We start from the raw sequence: 16,543 nt of genomic DNA, 5'->3' as shown, positions 1-16,543 counted from the left end.
GTGTCCGACGATAGGCCCATGTACCCCGAGATCGAGCCCCACGCGTCAGGACACCTCGAGACCGGAGACGGCAACCAGGTGTACTGGGAGGAGTGCGGCAACCCGTCCGGCAAGCCCGTCGTCTTCCTGCACGGCGGCCCCGGCGGCGGCTGCTCGCCGTCGCACCGCCGCCTGTTCGACCCGTCCGCCTACCGGATCGTCCTGTTCGACCAGCGCGGGTGCGGCCGTTCGCTGCCGCACGCGTCCGTGTCCGGCGACCTGTCGACGAACACGACCTGGCACCTCGTGGCGGACATGGAGCTGCTGCGGGAGTCGCTGGGCATCTCGCGGTGGCAGGTCTTCGGCGGCTCGTGGGGCTCGACCCTGGCGCTGGCCTACGCGCAGAAGCACCCGGACCGCGTCTCGGAACTGGTGCTGCGCGGCATCTTCACGCTGCGGTCGTCCGAAGTGGACTGGTACTACCGCGGCGGTGCGGCGCAGCTCTTCCCGGACCTGTGGGAGCGGTTCACGGCGCCGTTGGCCGGGCTGTCGGGTGATCCCGTCGAGCTGTACGCGAAGCTGCTCGCGTCCGACGACCCCGCGGTGCACGGGCCGGCGGCCGTCGCGTGGAGCACGTGGGAGGGCGCGACGGTGACGTTGCTGCCCCGGCCGGAGCTCGTGGCGGAGTTCGCCGTGCCGGAGTACGCGCTGGCGTTCGCGCGGATCGAGAACCACTACTTCGTGCACGGCGGCTGGTTCGAGGAGGGGCAGCTGATCCGGGACGCGGGGCGGCTGGAGGGCATTCCTGGCGTGATCGTGCAGGGTCGGTACGACATCGCCACGCCCGCCGTGTCGGCGTGGGACCTGCACAAGGCGTGGCCGGGGTCGGAACTGGTGCTAGTGCCGGACGCCGGGCACGCCTACGACGAGCCCGGCATCCTGGCCGCCCTGCTGGAGGCGACGGACCGGTTCCGGGACTAGGGCGTGTGTCGAAGTCCGGTTCGATGAACGTCGCGCTTGAGGTGGTTCCTGGTGGTGCGGCCGGAACGGCCGCGTACCGGTGTTGTACGTGGGCGTTTCGGCCGTGCCGCCAGGGGCCGCCTCGGGCCCGGCGGTCGCGGACCGGACTTCGACACGCGCCCTAGCGCAGAGCGTTCCACTTCGCGCTCGCCGTCGTGCAGGTCGCGACGGTGACGGTCGCCGTCAGGCACTTGTTCGTGCCGACGTTGCGGAACTGGAAGGAGCTTCCGGACGTCGTGCGGCGCCAACGTTGGCCGGCGCTCGTCGTGCACGCCTGCGTCAGCACGTCACCGGCGGAGGTCGCGGCGAGGCACCGGTCGGTCGCGATGTTGTGCGGCCAGTCGACGCCGCCGCTGATCGGGACGATCCAGCGCTGCTGGTCGTCGATCTCGTCGCAGGGCTTCAGGACGACGTTGCCACTCGCGTCCGCGAGGCAGCGGTTGCTGCCCGCGAGCTGGTACACGACAACGGGTTCGGCGCTCGCCGGGAGGGCGGTGAGCGTGACGGTGGCGGCGGCTGTCGCGATGATCGCGGCTAGTTTCCCCATGGCCGAGAATCCTGGCAGCGCACCGGGTTTCGCGAATCCACCCGGAGTTGTCAACCCTGGCCGTAGTCGAGCGCTCTCTCCAGGGCAGGCTTTGCCTCCACGAGCGAAGGCCCGTACCAGGTGAGGTGCCGGCCGTTCACGAGCACGTACGGCAGCCCCGGGAAGCTCTCCGGGCCGTCGTCGTGGGTGAACTCGTACGGCTCGTCGGGCAGCACGACCAGGTCTGGACACCGCTCGTTGAGCTCGGCGAGGGTGGGGCGCGGGTAGCGCTCCTCGTGGTCCGCGTAGACGTTCTCGATTCCCAGGCGGCGCAACACGTCCGTGGCGAAGGTGTCCCTGCCGACGACGACCCACGGGCGGCGCCAGACGGGGATCAACGCGGTCAGCCCGGCCGGTTTCGCGTCGCGCCACAGCTCCTCGGCCTCGGTGAGCCAGTCCGGTTCGAGGTCCCAGGCCAGTGCGAAGAGCCGCCTCAACGACTCCAGCGCCATCGGCACCGTCTTCGGCGCCTCGGTGACCCAGACGTTGATCCCGTTGGCGCGCAACCGGTCCACGTCCTCCGGGCGGTTCTCCTCGGAGTTGGCGACGACCAGGTCGGGCTTCACCCCGAGGATTCTGTCGACGTCCGGGTACTTCGACCCGCCGACCCGCTGGACGTCGAGACCGGCCGGGTGGGTGCAGTAGTCCGTGGCACCGGCCAGGGAGTCGGGCACGCTCCGCGCGACGGCCTCGGTGATCGAAGGCACCAGGCTGACCACTCGTCGCGGCTGGTCCAGCGGGACCGGCTCACCGAGGTCGTCGGCGGGGAGCATCAGACGCCCGTGATCTTCAGACCGGCGTGGGTCTTGTAGCGGCGGTTGACCGCGATGAGGTTCGCGGTGAACGCCTCGACCTGGTGCGCGTTGCGCAGCCGCCCGCCGTAGACGCCCCGGAAGCCCGGCACGAGCTCGGCCAGTTCCCGGACGGTGTCGGTCGCCTCGCGGTCGTCGCCCAGGACCAGGACGTCCATGTCCACTTCGGACACGCTCAGGTCGGCCAGCAGCACCGCCGACACGTGGTGGAACGCGGCCGTGACGCGGGACTCCGGCAGCAGCAGTTCGGCCTGCTGCGCGGCACTGCCCTCGGTGACGGGCAGGGCGAACGGCCCCTGCTTGTCGAAGCCGAGCGGGTTCACGCAGTCGATGACGATCTTGCCGGCCAACTGGTCGCGCAGGGCCGTGAGGAGGTCGCCGTGCCCGTCCCACGGCACGGCCACCAGCACGATGTCGGAGTCGGCCGCGCAGTCGGAGTTGTCCGCACCCCGCACGTCGCCGCCGGCGATCTCCTGGATCTCCTTGGCGGCCACCTCGGCCCGGTCGGCGCTGCGGGAGCCGATGATCACCTTGACGCCCGCCTTGGCCCAGCGGATGGCGAGGCCCTTGCCCTGGGCTCCGGTACCGCCGAGGACGCCGACGGTGAGGTCACGAATGTCAGTCACCCCTGCATCTTCACACGAGGCGGTGTTGGCCTGGGTCACACCGGGCCCGCGAAACGGACCTTGCGCTCGACGGGGTCCGCCTCCACCAGGCGCACCCGGATCCGCTCCCCCTCCGGCAGCCGCTCACCCGCGCACTTGGCCAGGATCGGCGGCTCCGCCACGAACACCTCGGCCTCGTCGTCGCCGGCCCGCAGCACCACCGCGTCGAACTCCTGCCCGGCACGTCCGGCCAGCACCCAGGCCTCCACCTGGTCCGTGGCCGCGCGGTCCACCTTCGACGCCAGCGAGTCCGACGACCCCATGAGCGACGGCAGCTGCGGCAGGGCCTCGGCCAGCCACGACGGCAGTTCCTCCCCCGCCGTCACCGCCAGGCAGACCTCGGTGGCGAAACGGTCGACCAGCCGCCGCAGAGGTGCGGTGACGTGCGTGTAGGGAGCTGCGACACCGGCGTGCGTCACGACCTCGGGCACAGAACCGTTGAACGCCGTGTAGCCCGCGCCTCGCAGCAGGCGGGTGGCGTCGGTGAACAACGCCAGTGCCTCGGGCGTGGCGGGGTCGAGTCCGGCCAGGAAGGCGCCGGGCGACAGGTCGGCAGGCCACTTCACGTCCAGGGCGGCGGCCGACCGGCGCAGGGACGCCACGGCGGCGGCGTCGGGGTCCGGCAGCGTGCGGAGGATGCCGACCCGCGCCTCCAGCATGATCGAGGCGGCCGCCATGCCCGTCATCAGGGAGATCTCGGCGTTCCAGGAGTCCACGGCCGTGCGCGGGCGGGTCACGAGCTTCCAGCCGGTGCCGTCCTGCTCGATCTCCTGCTCCGGCAGCTGGAGCTCGATCGCACCCCGGGAGAGGGCGTGCGCGCGGCGCAGCGGGCCGAACTCGGCCAGCGCGGCCACGGACGGGTGCGGGTCACCGGCGTCGAACGAGACCTGGACGGTGGCGTAGTCGAACTGGGCCGTCGACCGGACCAGGGCCCGGCGCGCCTCGACGTCGGACGGGATGCCGTCGGCGCCGCACGTGAAGGTCCACAGCACGGCGGGACGCACCACGCCGGGCAACAACGACGCCGCGCCCTCGGAGAGCGCGGTCGGGTGCAGCGGGACGTTGCCGTCGGGCAGGTAGATCGTCTGGCCGCGGCGGCGGACCTCGAGGTCCAACGGCCCGCCGGGCGTCACGAAGAGGCCCAGGTCGGCGATCGCGTAGTGCACGACGAAGCCGTCACCCGAGCGCTCCACGCAGAGCGCCTGGTCGAGGTCCTTGGCGCCGGGCGGGTCGATCGTCACCAGCGGCAGCGCGGTGAGGTCGGGGCGGTCTCCCGGGGAACGGGAGACCGCCGCCTCGGCCTCGGCCAGCACCTCCGCCGGGAACGACGAGGGCAGGCTGAACTCGGAGCGAAGGCCGTCGAACGAGAGGTCGGCACGGCCGGTGCGGATCACCTGGGAAAGCACCCGCACAGCCTAAGTCCGAAGATCAGTCCTCGTCGTCGCCGCGCCACTTCTTGTCGGACTCGTCGGCCGCCTTCGTCCGTTCCCTGGCGATCTCCAGGGCTCGGGCCGCGGTGGCCTCGTCCGGGTACGGGCCCATCCGGTCCGGGCCCTTGCAGCCCTTGCCCTGCTCCACCGTCTGGTGGGTCAGGCAGAAGTACCACCCGCTGCTGTCACTCATACGCGTTCGCCTCCCAAAGGCGCCGGGAATCCCCGCGGCGGCGTCGACTGGTTGGCGTTGGCGTACTCCGACGGGATCGGGTCCAAACACGAGACCAGCACCGTGCGGTCTTCGGCGTTCTCGATCTTACGTCCGGAGCGGTCGCGGTAGACGAGAGATCCGTCGGAGTCGATCTCCATGATCGCGCCGACCTCGGCCAGCTGTTCCTCGTCGAGGTCCGCGAGCTTCTCGTAGCGGGACGGCACCACGCGGTAGACAGGCCACTTGAGGTGCCCGTACGTGCGGTGGAAGTCGGCCAGCAGGTGCACCAGGTGCTGCTGGAACGGCAACGGCATCGCCTCGGCCAACGCCCGCGGGATCACCACGTAGTCGGACGAGACCCCCGGAGCACCGGCCGCCATGTAGTCACGCACCGGAGTGCTCGACGCGGGCGGTCCGGAAGGCCTCGGGATGGGGTCGTGGTTGAACATGCAGCGCCTCCCCGCGATCTACACGCCCGGCCGGACGGCCAGCGGCATCAACTCGTAATAGTCCCAGTTGATCTTGCTGATCTTCACGACATCACCCGTTTGAGGTGCGTGGATGTACTCGTCGCCGCCGAGGTACATGGCCACGTGGTGCACCGTGCGCGGGTTCGACGTGTCGGTCGCCCAGAAGATCAGGTCGCCTGCCTGGGCGTCGCGCACCGGGAGGTGGGCGCCGCCCTTCTCGTACTGGTCGTTCGCGACGCGCGGGATGCTCACGCCCGCCGCGCCGAAGGCCTTCACCAGGATGCCCGAGCAGTCCCACGCGTCCGGGCCGTTGCCGCCCCACAGGTACGGCTCGCCCAGCTGCTGCTTGGTGAACTCGATCGCGATGCCCGCCGCGTTCGACGCCAGCAGGAACTCCCCCGCGCCCGAACCGCAGCCGGCCGGGTCGCTGATCTGCCCCAGCTCGCTCAGCAGGAACGTCGCCATGGGTTCCCAGTTGTGGTAGCGGTCCGGGAACGCCGACCGCTCCACCGCCTGCGCCGAGTCGCCGGGCCGCTTGTTCTCCCAGTCCGGCACCTTCAGCAGCACGTCGTAGAACTTGTTGATCGCGTACGTAGGGTCGATCACCTGGGCCGGGGTGCCCCAGCCCATCGACGGGCGCATCTGGAAGATGCCGAGCGAGTCGCGGTCGCCGTAGTTGAGCGGGCGCAGGCCCGACTCGGTCATGCCGGCCTGGATCGCGATCTGCCACGCGAGCGGCGGCAGCTGGCGCTCCTGGCCGATGGAGATGATGCGCGCGACGATGTTGCGCTGCTCCTCGTTGAGGCGGGCCGCGTCGGCCTGGCCCTTGGCCTCGCCGCCCTTGATCGTCCACGGCCCGATGGCCGCGTTGCAGCTCATCTTCATGACGTTCCCGCCCACGGCGGGGTTCGTGGAGTTGCTGACCACCTGCGACACACCCGACGTCGCCACGGCGATCACGACGATCATGGCGAGCGCCCCGATCAGCAACATCACGCGCATGGTCAGTCCGCCTTCGTGTAGCTGTTCACACGCCACTTGCCGTCCGGTGCCTTCACCAGGGTGATGCGCACCTTGCCGAGGTTCGTGGTGACCTCGTAGTCGATGGACGACGTCGTCGACTTCACCGCCTTGACCTTGTCGACGAGCTTGTCGGGAACGTTCTTCGGGTCGATCGTGGCCATCTGCGCGAGGAACTCGGGGGTCGTGTAGTCCTCGAGCTCCTTGAGCCACTTGTTGACGTCGTTGCCGGGCGGCGGCTTGATCCACGTCTCGGCCCACAGCTCGGCGGTGAGCTGCGCGTCGACGGCGGGCGGTGCCGCCTTCGCGGAGTTGGACGGCGCCGGCTGCTTGGTCGGCAGCGAGGCGCCGCTCGACGGCAGCTGCCCGACCTGGGTGCCCTGCGACGACGTCGAGGGCTGACCGGCCGCGTTCGGGTCAGCCGGCCTGCGGTCGAGGACCCTGGGGATGATCACGCCGAGCGCGACGACCACCACCACGAAGATGATGATCGACGCGGCCAGGTGACGCGGGGAACGCAGCGGCCATCCCCACAGCCTGCGGTAGACCGCGGCGCGGCCGCGGTTGGTCCGGATCGGCACCTACGCCTCCCTTCAGTTGTCCCTGACTTCGAAACCGCGTGACGGTCGGTAGATCACGTGCACCGGGCGTCCTGCCACCACTTCCGTCTCGGCCCTGCGGGGTTCCTGCACCGGAGCCGCGTAGGCGCTGGAGCGCGACGGCACGAGCACCGCGTCGTCGACCCTGTCCCACTGCCGGTCGGTGACCGTGGGGCTGTCCACCACGCGCGACCGGGCCACCGGCAGCGCCGCCGGACCCGATCCGGCGGGCAGCGCGCCCGTTCGCACCGGCGCGGAGGAGTCGCCGCCGTTGACGATCTGGACCGGCACCGCGTCGCGGTCGAGCCGTTGCGCCGTCGCCATGACCGGGCTGGACGCCTCGGGACGGATCCGGCCGCGGCCGCGCTGCGGCACGTCCGCGCCCTCGCCGTCGTTCTCGCGCACGGACTCCCAGAACTCGTCCTGCGGCGTCGGGCCGGCCTGCTTCCGGCGGCCCATCATCTTGGACCAGACGCCCCCGCTCATCGGCAGGACGTTGGACGCGGAGCCGACGGACATCTCGACCATCTGCCACATGCGCCGCAACGGTTTGCCGATCACGAAGCACACGAGCGTCAACATCAGGCCGAGCAACGTGCGCGTCAGCAACGACAGCCCCGTCGCGTTGAAGATCGCCTGCAGCAGCAACGCGTGGACACCCGCGAGGACCGCGAGCACCAGCACGTTGAACACCGTCACGGCGGCCGCGCGGGCGACCTTGCGGAGCAGGTCGTGGTGCAGCAGCGCGACGAGACCGATGAGCGGACCGGCGAGCGTCAGGATGCGCAGCAACAGCTGGGCGAGCAGCACGGCGGCCTTCGCGAACAGCTGGAACAGCGAGAACGCGATCGACTGCAGCAGCGCGAGGAATCCCGCGCCGGTGCGGCTGCCGTCGGTGCCGTCGAAGTAGCCCTTGGCCGTGCCGAGCTGGGCTTCGAGGGCCTTCCACTCGGACTTCTTCGCGTCCAAGGCGGCCTGGTCGCCGTCCTTGCCCTCGGCGATCTCGGCCGTGGTCCACGCCTGCGTCTTCAGGATGCGCGGGCCGTACTCGGCGGCCTGCGGTGCCTCGGGCGTGCCGAACGCGCCGCGCAGCCAGCTCTGGTAGACGACGGCGTCGTGCAGTTTCGTCGGTAGTACGTGGAGCGTGCCTTGTTCTTCTGGTGCCTCGATGAACCCGGCCTGGATCTCCGACGTCTTGGAGACCAGCGTGTTGTCCAGGAGGTTGTAGAACTGCGGTAGCGCGAGGGTGGACGTCGCGAGCCACATGGCCGCCAGCGCCCAGAGCCCGCGTTTGGAGATCGTGGCGAAGTCGCCGGTCCAGATCTGCCGGAACATCAGGATCGCGAGGATCAGCGCCACCAGGCCGAACCAGCGCAGGTAGACGTTGTCGTAGACCTTCTGCACGCCGTTCTTCACGGCGTCGTCCAGCGGGACCAGCAGGCCGCGGCCCATCACCGTGTAGTGCAACGCGTTCGTGGCGCCGACGATGTTCTTGCCGATGCTGAACAGCTCGTTGCCCGCCCACGTGTCGAGCGTGGCGTTGGCGTCGGGCAGGACGTTGCACTTGGCGTTGTAGTTGTGCCAGACCATGCCCGCGTAGCCGTACTCGAGGTACGGCGAGCCGGGCAGGCCGTTGCCGACGGGCGGGTCGAGCGCGCCGACCATGCCCGCGCCCGGCCGTTCCGGGTTCGGTGCCTCGCCACAGGTTTGGGCGTGCGCCATCGGGGCACCTATGACCACCTGAAGCGCCAGGATGGCCGCCACGAGGCCGACCGACCTGGTGCGTGCTGACGTGCGCAGCGCGAACCGCCGCCTCGCCCAGAGCAAGGCGGCGATCGCGAGCACGATCGTCAGCGCGGTCATGCGCCGCCGTCCCGGTGGCGGTTCGGGCCGTCACCGTGGCCCACCAGTTGGGCCTCTTCCTCCGTCAGGCCGAGCTCCATGTCCGCCGCCAGTTCGTCGTCGATCTCGTCGGGCACGTAGGCGGGCGGCTGCGGCGCCGCGGGCTGGTCGTCCACCGGCACGAGCTCGCCCTTGCCGTTGTCGCGCTTGGCGTCGGGCGTCGTGTCGAGGGCGGTGCGCAGGTGTTCGAGGTGCGGTCCGCTGAAGTCGATGCGGATCCGCTCCACACCACCAGCACCGTCGCCGAAGATGAACTGGCGGGGCGCCCGGTCGCGTTCGGTCGCGGTGCGCTCGCCACCGGGACGGCGGCCGAGCGACGCGACGACCTGCTCGTACCCGGCGCCGACCGGCACCTTGAGCAGCCGCAGCGCGTCGGCCTGCGCCTGGTCGTCGTCGAGGCGGCCGACGAAGACCGAGTCGAGCAGCGCGACGAAGCCCTGGATCTTCAGGAAGTCGGCGGGGATCTGGGACGACAGCAGCACGCGGACGTTCCACTTGCGCGAGTCACGCGCGAAGCGGTTCATCAGCACGCGACCGGTCGGGACCTCGGAGAGGAAGAACGCCTCGTCGATCCAGACGCCCTTGCGGAGGTCCTTCGGCCGGTCGTAGATCGAGCGCTGGGTGAGCCAGGCGGCGAGGTTCAGCATCTCGACGCCGAGCGACTCCGCGTCGGTCCAGTGCTCGCGGCCGACGCCGTCCTTCGGCAGGTTGAGGCCCGCCATCGTGAGGACGGTGAGCCGGTCGTCGCGCTGCTCGTTGTACGGGTCGTGGTTGTCCTCGGGGATCAGCAACGACATGCGCTCGCGCATCTCGTCGAGGAAGTCCGCGACGACGACCGCGTGCTCGTGGTGCTCGGACGCGTCCCGGCGCAACGCCTCGAAGACGAGACCGGGGTGGGCGTCGAAGCGGCCACCGACCGTGCGGACGGCGCGCAGCAGCACGATGCGCGTCTGCGGGAGCCTCGCGACCTCGAACGGCAGCAGGCCGGTGAGCACGTCCAGCACCAGACGACGACGGGTCGCCGCCGCCAGTGCCTTCTCCCGGCGCCAGGCCCGTTCCGGGTCGTCCTCGTCGAGGAAGTGCTCGATCATCGGCTCGGCGACCACCCGGTAGGGGTTGAGGATGCCGGGCTGGGCGTTGAGCAGGTTGATCGGACGCGCGTACGGTCGCAGCTCGGGCAGTTCGCACAGCGCCGACAGCGGTCCTGACGGGTCGAGCAGGGTCCAGTGGGCGCCCGCGCGCAGCGTCTTGTAGACCATGCCGCCGCCGAGGAACGACTTGCCGGCACCGAGGCCCGCGACCATGGCCGTCAGACCGGAGGCGTCGCGGAGCTCCTGCGCCATCCACGGGTCCCACGCGACCGGGCGGCGCGTGGCCGTGACGGTCTCGCCGAGCAGGATGCCGCGGCGGTCACCGACCTCGGCCGTCGCCGTGGGCACCGCGCTCGCGGCCCACAGCACGCTGCCGCGGCGCAGGTAAGCGCCGTTGGACAGCGGTTCGCCGGGGATGAACTCGCGGGCGATCGCGTACTGGGCCTCGGGGTGCTCGATCGCGACCTTCGGCTTGTACAGCTCCAGCAACGACTGGGCCAGGCGCAGTGCCTCGCGCTCGGTCGGGCCGCTCACCGCGAGGCGCCACCACGAGCGCACCCGGGTGCCCAGCGCGGTGAAGCCCGACGTCATCTCGTCGTCGATCTCCAGCACGCGCCCGGCCTGGCGGGCCAGCGACTGCGGTGGTTCCAGCTCGTGCTCGTCGGTGTAGTGGCGGACCTGCGAGCGCACCTTGCTCATCTGCCGCGACAGCTCGCCCGAGACCTCCTCCGGCCTGCGGACGTAGATGCGGGCGGACCACTCGACACTCGCCGGCAGCCGGTCGGCGCGCTGCACCCACGGGTCATCGACCTCGGGGATCTGCAGGCCGTGCATGAGCCCGACCGTGAGCACGGCGACGTGCCGCTTGATGCCCGCGTTCGAGCCGGTGCGGCCGCGCACGGTCACCGTCGGCGAGTAGGGCTCCTGGTGGAAGTCCGCGGCGTCGGTGAACGACGCCAGGTCCTCCGGCTCCCAGGCGGCGCCCGGCACGGCGGGCAGGTTGCGCGGCGCGGGCAGGCCCAGCGAGCACGACCGGTGCATCAGCCAGGACATCTCCTCGGCCGTCGCGGGACGGCCTTCGAGACCGGCGGACCCGATGACCTGGTCGAGGTGCTCGACCTCGGAGTCCAGCGCGACGAGCTCGGCGTCCACGGCGTCCGGGAAGACCTTGCGCAGCACGGGGGCGGCGCGTTCGACGGCGCGGTCCATCATGTTGCGGGTCTGCACCTGGACGCCCAGGTAGACCTCTTTCTCCGCCATCGAGCGGCCCATGAGCTGCTGCTGCTCGCCGACCATGTAGTCGTCGAACGACAGCGTGCCGGGGGTGTCCGGCAGGCGCTTGACGGCGTTGTGCACGTGCGCCTCGGCCCACATGCGGATCGGGTACGGCCGCGTGGTGACGCGCAGGTGCATCCAGCGGCCCTGCAGCTCGGCGTACTGGCCCGCGATGGCGGCGATCAGGTCCTGGCGCTGCGAGTCGCTGCGGAACGACCAGCGCTGCGGCGCGAGCCGGTACCAGGCGTAGACCTCCTGGCCGGTGCGCAGCAGGTGACCGTCGATGCTGCGGGCGCTGATCGACGGCGTGTAGCTCGGCACGGCCTGCTCGCCGGGCAGGCGGCGGCCGCGCTTCGAATAGGCGGCCCGGTCGCGGTCGCGCGGGTCGGCGGCGGCGTGCTGGGCGATGTGCTGGGCGGAGCGACGGTCACGGTCTCGCCGGCGTCCGAACACCGCGAACCTCCTTCTTACGGCTGGCTGACGTCCGGCGGGGCTGGGCCTGCTGTCTCGCCCGTCGTTGTTGTTTCTTGCTCAACTTGGGACGAGGCCGCTGCGGGCTGACCCGGATCCGGGCGGCGCTGGCCGCTCCGCCGGTGCTGGCCGTGCGTTCTCGAGGTGCGGTGAGCTCGCGGACCCACATCGACATGACCGCCGTGAGGGGCCGTTCATGGCTGATCCGCTGGGTGATGAAGCGCGTCAGGATGATCGTCGCCACGAGGGCCCACGCGGTCGAGAAGAACCCGAACCCGACGCCCACCTGCCGCTCGATCGTGAGTACGACGAGGAAAACGACGATCCCGACGCCCCACGCGACGTATCGCGCGCGCCAGGGGAAAGTCGCTTTGGGCGGGCCGAGCCAGACGGCGTCGACCCGGTAGACCTCGTCGTCGGTGCGGACCCGCACGTGTCAGCCTCCGACGAACAAACCGGCGAGCCACTGGCCGATGTTCGCGCCAGCGTCTGTGGTGACGGCGAGGCCGATGATGGCCAGCGCGACGATCACGCCACCGAGGCGGCGCATCACGCCCGCGTTGTCGCCCTTGCCACCGCCGAGCCAGAGGAGCAGCAGCGCGACGGTCAGCAGCAGGAGCGGGACGATGTTGTCCAGGATCCAGTCCCGGACATTGCCTGTGCCCGGCACCGTCGGCTGCTGCTGAGCGAGTGTCACCAGGTCCATGGCGATCATTAGGTACTCCAGAGTGCGCGGGGGCTAGCGCTACGAGTAGAACACGAGTTCGTCACGGCGTGTGGGGCAAGTGAAGCGGGCTGTAGATCATCTGGCCGTTCCCCCTGGGAGGAATTACGTCTAATCTGGCCGACACATCATCACCGAGCAGAGGTCAGCGGGGAACACCCGGATCAAGATTCTCTCCGTCGCTGGCAAGGTTCACCCGACTGCGAACGCCCTGGTCACCCACAGTGCGTGCGTCTCAAACATGCGCACGTGCGCACCCATGTGAACGCCCTGATCGGCCGGTTCGCGAGCCCCGGGACGGACACCGCGGGCGCGCGCCGGAGCGACGACCCCGAGGAGATTCGCCCATGCTCGAACCTGACCTCGTGCCGGACGGAAGTGTGGACGGAATCACAGCCTCCCCTAGTGCTCCAGGCGTGGACGAGCCTACCGGGCAAGGCGCGCAATCCCGGCGTCGGGTCCAAAGGACGATCAACTTCGACCGGTCGGTGCTGGAGCGGGCACGTGCGGCGGCCACCTACCTCTCCTCCTACGAGCCCCAGGCGGGGGTCCGCTCGCTCGCCGACATCGTCAATCCGGCGGTGCTGGCGTACGTGACGGAGTTGGAGGAGCTCTACAACGGCGGGGAGCCGTTCCGGCCGGTGCTGCGGATGCCGTCGGGGCGTCCGGCGAACCGCTGAAGCCCGGCGACCGCGAGGCCACCGGGCTTCATCCGCGTGGATCAGCGGGTCACGAGGTGCCGGAGATCCGCCAGAACCAACCGGTCGAGGCGTAGTCGGGACCGACCGAGCCCTTGCCCCAGAAGTAGTCGTCGTAGTTGCCGAGCCCACCGGACGCGGGCAGGTAGACACCCATGGTCGCCCACCGGACCGACGCCGGCTGGGTGTCGATGCTGGCCTGCGCCCACGCGTCGCGGACCTTCATCGGGTTGTTCCACCACAGGAACGGCGAGCGCCACATGTAGTGGCCGAACTTGCCGCCGTGGTTGGCCGAGTTGTAGCTGACGGTCGTGAAGCTGTTGATCTGGTGCAGGCCGCGGAAGGCCTGGCCCCAGCGCTGCGCCCACGTCTGCCCGCCGGTCGAGTCCTCCAGGACCTGGCAGGTGAAGAGGCTCATCCACTCGACGTCGTTCTGGCCCCACCGGGCGTCGGTGTTCGCGAGCTTGTCGTCGGTGTGGTTGGAGCAGCCGGTGAAGTAGAAGCCGGTGCCGCTGCCGTGGCCCTGCCAGTAGGTGAGGTCGACGTCGTCGGCCCAGTTCGTGTCGTCACCGCCCGCGAACGCCGGGTCCTTGAAGTCGCTCTCCCAGGCGTTGCCGTCGAGCCAGCTGAACTGGCGGGTGATGCCGTGGTTGCCCGCCTCGGTGTTGAACGTGCCGATGTTGGCCGCGGTGTTGGGCAGGCCGGCGCAGTTGCCGGTGCCCTCGCTGCCGACCTGCGTGCCGGCGCCCTGGACCTTGAACTGGGCCTGCGGCCGGGGCTCCTGGCCGGGCCCCGGCTGCGGCAGTTCGGCGCCGACCGCGGCGGGCAGGGTGATGGCCTGGGGCGCGCCGCCGTCGTCGTTGCGGCCGGTGCAGCGGAACGAGGGCTCGACCTTGTCGGTCTTGTCCTCCAGCGGCGCCGCGACGTAGACGTAGCTCGCCTCCGCCTTGACCGAGGCGCCCAGGTACTTCTGGCACAGCTTGGCGCCGTACGCGAGGTCGTTGACCTTGACCGTGCCGGCCTTGTCGTAGGTGCGGGCGGCGTGGCTGACGGCCGTCACGCCCTGTGCGTCGAACGAGACGCGGATGTTGGCGCCCTCGCCCTCCAGCGGGATGCCGCCGAGCTGGAACGTGTACGTCACGCTGGTGTCGAGGTTGGCCGTGAGTGCGTTGCGCCCGTTGGGGTCCGCGAGTTCGAACGTCGTGTGCTGCGCGGTGGGCGACGCGTTGCCGGGCAGCACGCCCGCCGCTCTCAGGCCCTCCTGCGCGCGCTTGGTGGCCTCCTCCGTCGAGATGGTCCTGATGCGCTTGAGCGCCTCGGTGTCGAGCGCGGTCTGCGTGGTCTCGTTGCCGTCCTCGTCGGGTCTGCCCTGTCCTTTGTCGACGGTCGGCAGGTACTGGTAGCGCTGCTCGTCCGCGAAGGACACCGCGCCGGACTCGGATCTTTGGACGTCTTTGAGTCCGAACGCCCGTTGCAGCTGCTGGGCCTGCTCCTGGTCGAGACCGGAACTCGTGACCCCGTAGACGGGCAACTCCGAGACGTCGGCGGTCGCGACACCGACCGCTCCGGCGGTGACGAGGCTGGACAGGGCCAGCACGACCGTCAGCTTGCGTTGCATGTCTCTTCCCTCCCTTTGGGGACGGCCGGCTGCAGGGGCCGACCGTCTGACAGGAGGATCTGGCGTTGTTCCTGGTGATACCGAGAGTGGACAAGCGCGGGCAACGCACCACTCGAACGGCCGAAATTCTGTAACACCCTTGGGGCAGTGGGGGACCTAGAGGCGGAGAGATGGGTACTTGATGCCCGCTCCGGTGTTCAGCACGACCACTTCGTCGTCCGCCTCGAGCCACCCGGTCCCGCGCAGGTGCCGGACGGCGCTGATCGTCGCGGCGCCCTCCGGGCAGAGGAACACGCCTTCGAGGCGCGCGGTCTCGGCACGGTCGGCGGCGATCTGCTCGTCGGTCACCGCCACCGCCGTGCCACCGGTCTCCCTGATGGCCTGGAGGATGATGAAGTCCCCCAACGGCTTCGGGACGTTGATGCCGAACGCGTCGGTGTAGGCGGCGTCCCAGAAGGTCGACTCCGCCTTGCCCTCGTCGAACGCCTTGACGATCGGCGCGCACCCCGTGGACTGCACGGCGACGAGGCGCGGCAGCTCTCCCTCGATCCAGCCGAGCTCGCGCATCTCTTGCAGCGCCTTGTGGATTCCGATCAGACCCACCCCGCCGCCGGTCGGGTAGACGATCACGTCGGGGACGCGCCAGCCGAGCTGTTCGACGATCTCGTAGCCCATCGTCTTCTTGCCCTCGATGCGGTACGGCTCGCGCAGCGTCGACGCGTCGAAGAGGTCGACGTCCGCGAGGGCCTTGCCGGCGTCGGCGATGGTGCCCGGCACGATCCGCAACTCGGCGCCGCTCGCCTGGACCTCCTCGCGGGTGATCAGCGGGGCGTCCTCGGGCATCGCGATGACGCTGCGCAGACCGGCGCGCGCCGCGTACAGGGCCCAGGCGGCGCCCGCGTTGCCGTTGGTCGGCATCTTGATGCCCTCGATGCCCAGTTCCCTGGCCCGCGCCACGCCGACGGCCGCGCCACGGGCCTTGAACGAGCCCGTCGGGACGAGCGACTCGTCCTTCATGAGCACCTTCGCGTCCAGCGCCCGGCTCAGCGCGGGCAGCGGCACGAGCGGGGTCATGCCCTCGCCGAGGCTGAAGGTGGGATCGAGCTCGCGGACCGGCAGGACGTCCCGGTAGCGCCAGAGGCTGTTGTCCCCGGTGGGCTTGCCGATGTCACTGAGGTCGTAGCGAGCCAGCAGCGGCGACGCGCACTCTCGGCAGAGGTTCTGCGGCCGGTCGGCGTCGTGACGCAGACCGCAGCGAGCACATTCCAGATGGGAGAGCACACGTCCATCAATACAGGAATCACTCGTACCGATCACACCCGAACGGACTAACACAGGTAGCTGTTCGGGTGTGAACACCAGAACCCCCGAGGCACCGTCCTCTGTGGAGCTAGGAACCGATCTCGCTCCTGATCACGGCGTACAGCGCCGGTTCGAGCCGTTCGACGATCGGGAGGCAGTCCGGTACGTCGAGGTTCTCCAGCACGTACACGCGCAGGCCGTACCTGGTGTCCTCCCACGGAGGAGGCTCCAGCTCCCACGCCTCTCGAACGACCCGCAACAGCCGGGCCACCCACTCCTCGTCCCTCGGCCGCGCATCGAGCGCCGGCTGGATCAGCGGATACCACAACACGTCGCGAGCGGTGTCCATCGGCTGGATGGGCTGCAGCTCCCGGTCGAGTTCGATCGCCTCCCCGACCTCGGCCGCGATCCGCTCCGCCAAGAACGGACGGGACTCCGGCAGGTTCATCCACAGGAAGTCACCGAGGAGTCCGATGCTCCACCGCATCTTCCACGGTGGTGACGTTTGCTCAGGCACGAATCCCTCCCTCACGCCGTTCCGCAGTGGGGATCGGCCATGCGCTGCTCGACACCGCGGTTGCAGGCCGCCACCGTGGCCGGTCTTGCACGTGGCGCCGGTGATGTCGGCGACAGCAGACCTCTTCATCGTGTTTTCCACGCTGTTCCG

Annotated in this window: 17 protein-coding genes; 2 read left to right on the top strand and 15 right to left on the bottom strand. The window is 70.1% G+C overall.

All coding sequences use genetic code 11. The annotated features are described in order from the left end of the window. Positions 1 to 18 precede the first annotated feature (18 nt). A complete protein-coding gene (pip, locus tag BMY74_RS05360; RefSeq protein ID WP_089910102.1) occupies positions 19 to 960 on the top strand; it encodes a prolyl aminopeptidase in 942 nt (313 codons plus the stop codon). 160 nt (positions 961 to 1,120) lie between these two features. On the opposite strand, the gene BMY74_RS05355 is transcribed toward pip, so the two are convergent. The 12 genes from BMY74_RS05355 to BMY74_RS05300 are packed head-to-tail and all read right to left on the bottom strand — an operon-like array spanning position 1,121 to position 12,249. Beyond that, a complete protein-coding gene (locus BMY74_RS05355; protein ID WP_089910099.1) occupies positions 1,121 to 1,546 on the bottom strand; it encodes an RICIN domain-containing protein in 426 nt (141 codons plus the stop codon). A 50-nt stretch (positions 1,547 to 1,596) separates the two neighbouring features. Continuing rightward, positions 1,597 to 2,358: a helical backbone metal receptor gene (locus tag BMY74_RS05350; RefSeq protein ID WP_089910098.1), complete on the bottom strand. Its 762-nt coding sequence runs from the start codon at positions 2,356 to 2,358 to the stop codon at positions 1,597 to 1,599. Then, positions 2,358 to 3,023 carry an NADPH-dependent F420 reductase gene (npdG, locus tag BMY74_RS05345; RefSeq protein WP_089910095.1) on the bottom strand — a complete coding sequence of 222 codons (666 nt, stop codon included), beginning with the start codon at positions 3,021 to 3,023 and terminating at the stop codon, positions 2,358 to 2,360. Before npdG ends, BMY74_RS05350 begins: the two co-directional genes overlap by 1 nt. Before the next feature lie 35 nt (positions 3,024 to 3,058). Continuing rightward, complete coding sequence (locus tag BMY74_RS05340; RefSeq protein WP_425434818.1) at positions 3,059 to 4,456, bottom strand: RNB domain-containing ribonuclease; 1,398 nt, start codon at positions 4,454 to 4,456, stop codon at positions 3,059 to 3,061. Positions 4,457 to 4,490: 34 nt separating this feature from the next. Next, complete coding sequence (locus BMY74_RS05335; protein WP_030481005.1) at positions 4,491 to 4,685, bottom strand: hypothetical protein; 195 nt, start codon at positions 4,683 to 4,685, stop codon at positions 4,491 to 4,493. Next, positions 4,682 to 5,155 (bottom strand): hypothetical protein, encoded by a 474-nt coding sequence (locus BMY74_RS05330; protein ID WP_089910093.1) that lies wholly within the window; start codon positions 5,153 to 5,155, stop codon positions 4,682 to 4,684. The genes BMY74_RS05335 and BMY74_RS05330 overlap by 4 nt, the downstream gene beginning before the upstream one ends. An 18-nt stretch (positions 5,156 to 5,173) precedes the next feature. Next, the gene (locus BMY74_RS05325) at positions 5,174 to 6,178 is read right to left on the bottom strand and encodes a C40 family peptidase (RefSeq protein ID WP_089910090.1); all 1,005 of its coding nucleotides are present in this window, start codon (positions 6,176 to 6,178) and stop codon (positions 5,174 to 5,176) included. 2 nt (positions 6,179 to 6,180) lie between these two features. Then, on the bottom strand, positions 6,181 to 6,777 hold the full coding sequence (locus tag BMY74_RS05320; RefSeq protein WP_089910087.1) for a hypothetical protein: 597 nt from the start codon (positions 6,775 to 6,777) through the stop codon (positions 6,181 to 6,183). Between the two features lie 12 nt (positions 6,778 to 6,789). After that, positions 6,790 to 8,658, bottom strand: coding sequence for a hypothetical protein (locus BMY74_RS05315; protein WP_089910082.1), 1,869 nt, complete (start codon positions 8,656 to 8,658; stop codon positions 6,790 to 6,792). Further along, positions 8,655 to 11,516, bottom strand: a complete 2,862-nt coding sequence (locus BMY74_RS05310; RefSeq protein WP_089910080.1) for an ATP-binding protein — start codon at positions 11,514 to 11,516, stop codon at positions 8,655 to 8,657. Before BMY74_RS05310 ends, BMY74_RS05315 begins: the two co-directional genes overlap by 4 nt. Beyond that, positions 11,491 to 11,967, bottom strand: coding sequence for a hypothetical protein (locus BMY74_RS05305; protein ID WP_089910077.1), 477 nt, complete (start codon positions 11,965 to 11,967; stop codon positions 11,491 to 11,493). The genes BMY74_RS05310 and BMY74_RS05305 overlap by 26 nt, the downstream gene beginning before the upstream one ends. A gap of 3 nt (positions 11,968 to 11,970) precedes the next feature. Continuing rightward, positions 11,971 to 12,249 carry a hypothetical protein gene (locus tag BMY74_RS05300; protein ID WP_177229566.1) on the bottom strand — a complete coding sequence of 93 codons (279 nt, stop codon included), beginning with the start codon at positions 12,247 to 12,249 and terminating at the stop codon, positions 11,971 to 11,973. A 425-nt stretch (positions 12,250 to 12,674) separates the two neighbouring features. On the opposite strand from BMY74_RS05300, the gene BMY74_RS05295 reads away from it, so the two are divergent. Continuing rightward, positions 12,675 to 12,938 (top strand): hypothetical protein, encoded by a 264-nt coding sequence (locus tag BMY74_RS05295; RefSeq protein WP_245785897.1) that lies wholly within the window; start codon positions 12,675 to 12,677, stop codon positions 12,936 to 12,938. Positions 12,939 to 12,987: 49 nt separating this feature from the next. On the opposite strand, the gene BMY74_RS05290 is transcribed toward BMY74_RS05295, so the two are convergent. The 3 genes from BMY74_RS05290 to BMY74_RS05280 all read right to left on the bottom strand — a co-directional run bounded on the left by BMY74_RS05290 (position 12,988) and on the right by BMY74_RS05280 (position 16,393). Further along, complete coding sequence (locus BMY74_RS05290; RefSeq protein WP_089910071.1) at positions 12,988 to 14,574, bottom strand: DUF6345 domain-containing protein; 1,587 nt, start codon at positions 14,572 to 14,574, stop codon at positions 12,988 to 12,990. Between the two features lie 156 nt (positions 14,575 to 14,730). After that, positions 14,731 to 15,855, bottom strand: a complete 1,125-nt coding sequence (locus BMY74_RS05285; RefSeq protein ID WP_245785896.1) for a threonine synthase — start codon at positions 15,853 to 15,855, stop codon at positions 14,731 to 14,733. A gap of 109 nt (positions 15,856 to 15,964) precedes the next feature. After that, complete coding sequence (locus BMY74_RS05280) at positions 15,965 to 16,393, bottom strand: hypothetical protein (RefSeq protein WP_143091451.1); 429 nt, start codon at positions 16,391 to 16,393, stop codon at positions 15,965 to 15,967. Positions 16,394 to 16,543: the final 150 nt, after the last annotated feature.

Source organism: Lentzea albida (assembly GCF_900111005.1).
In the GTDB taxonomy this organism is placed as follows: domain Bacteria; phylum Actinomycetota; class Actinomycetes; order Mycobacteriales; family Pseudonocardiaceae; genus Lentzea; species Lentzea albida.
This window is presented reverse-complemented; position numbering and strand designations above follow the sequence as displayed.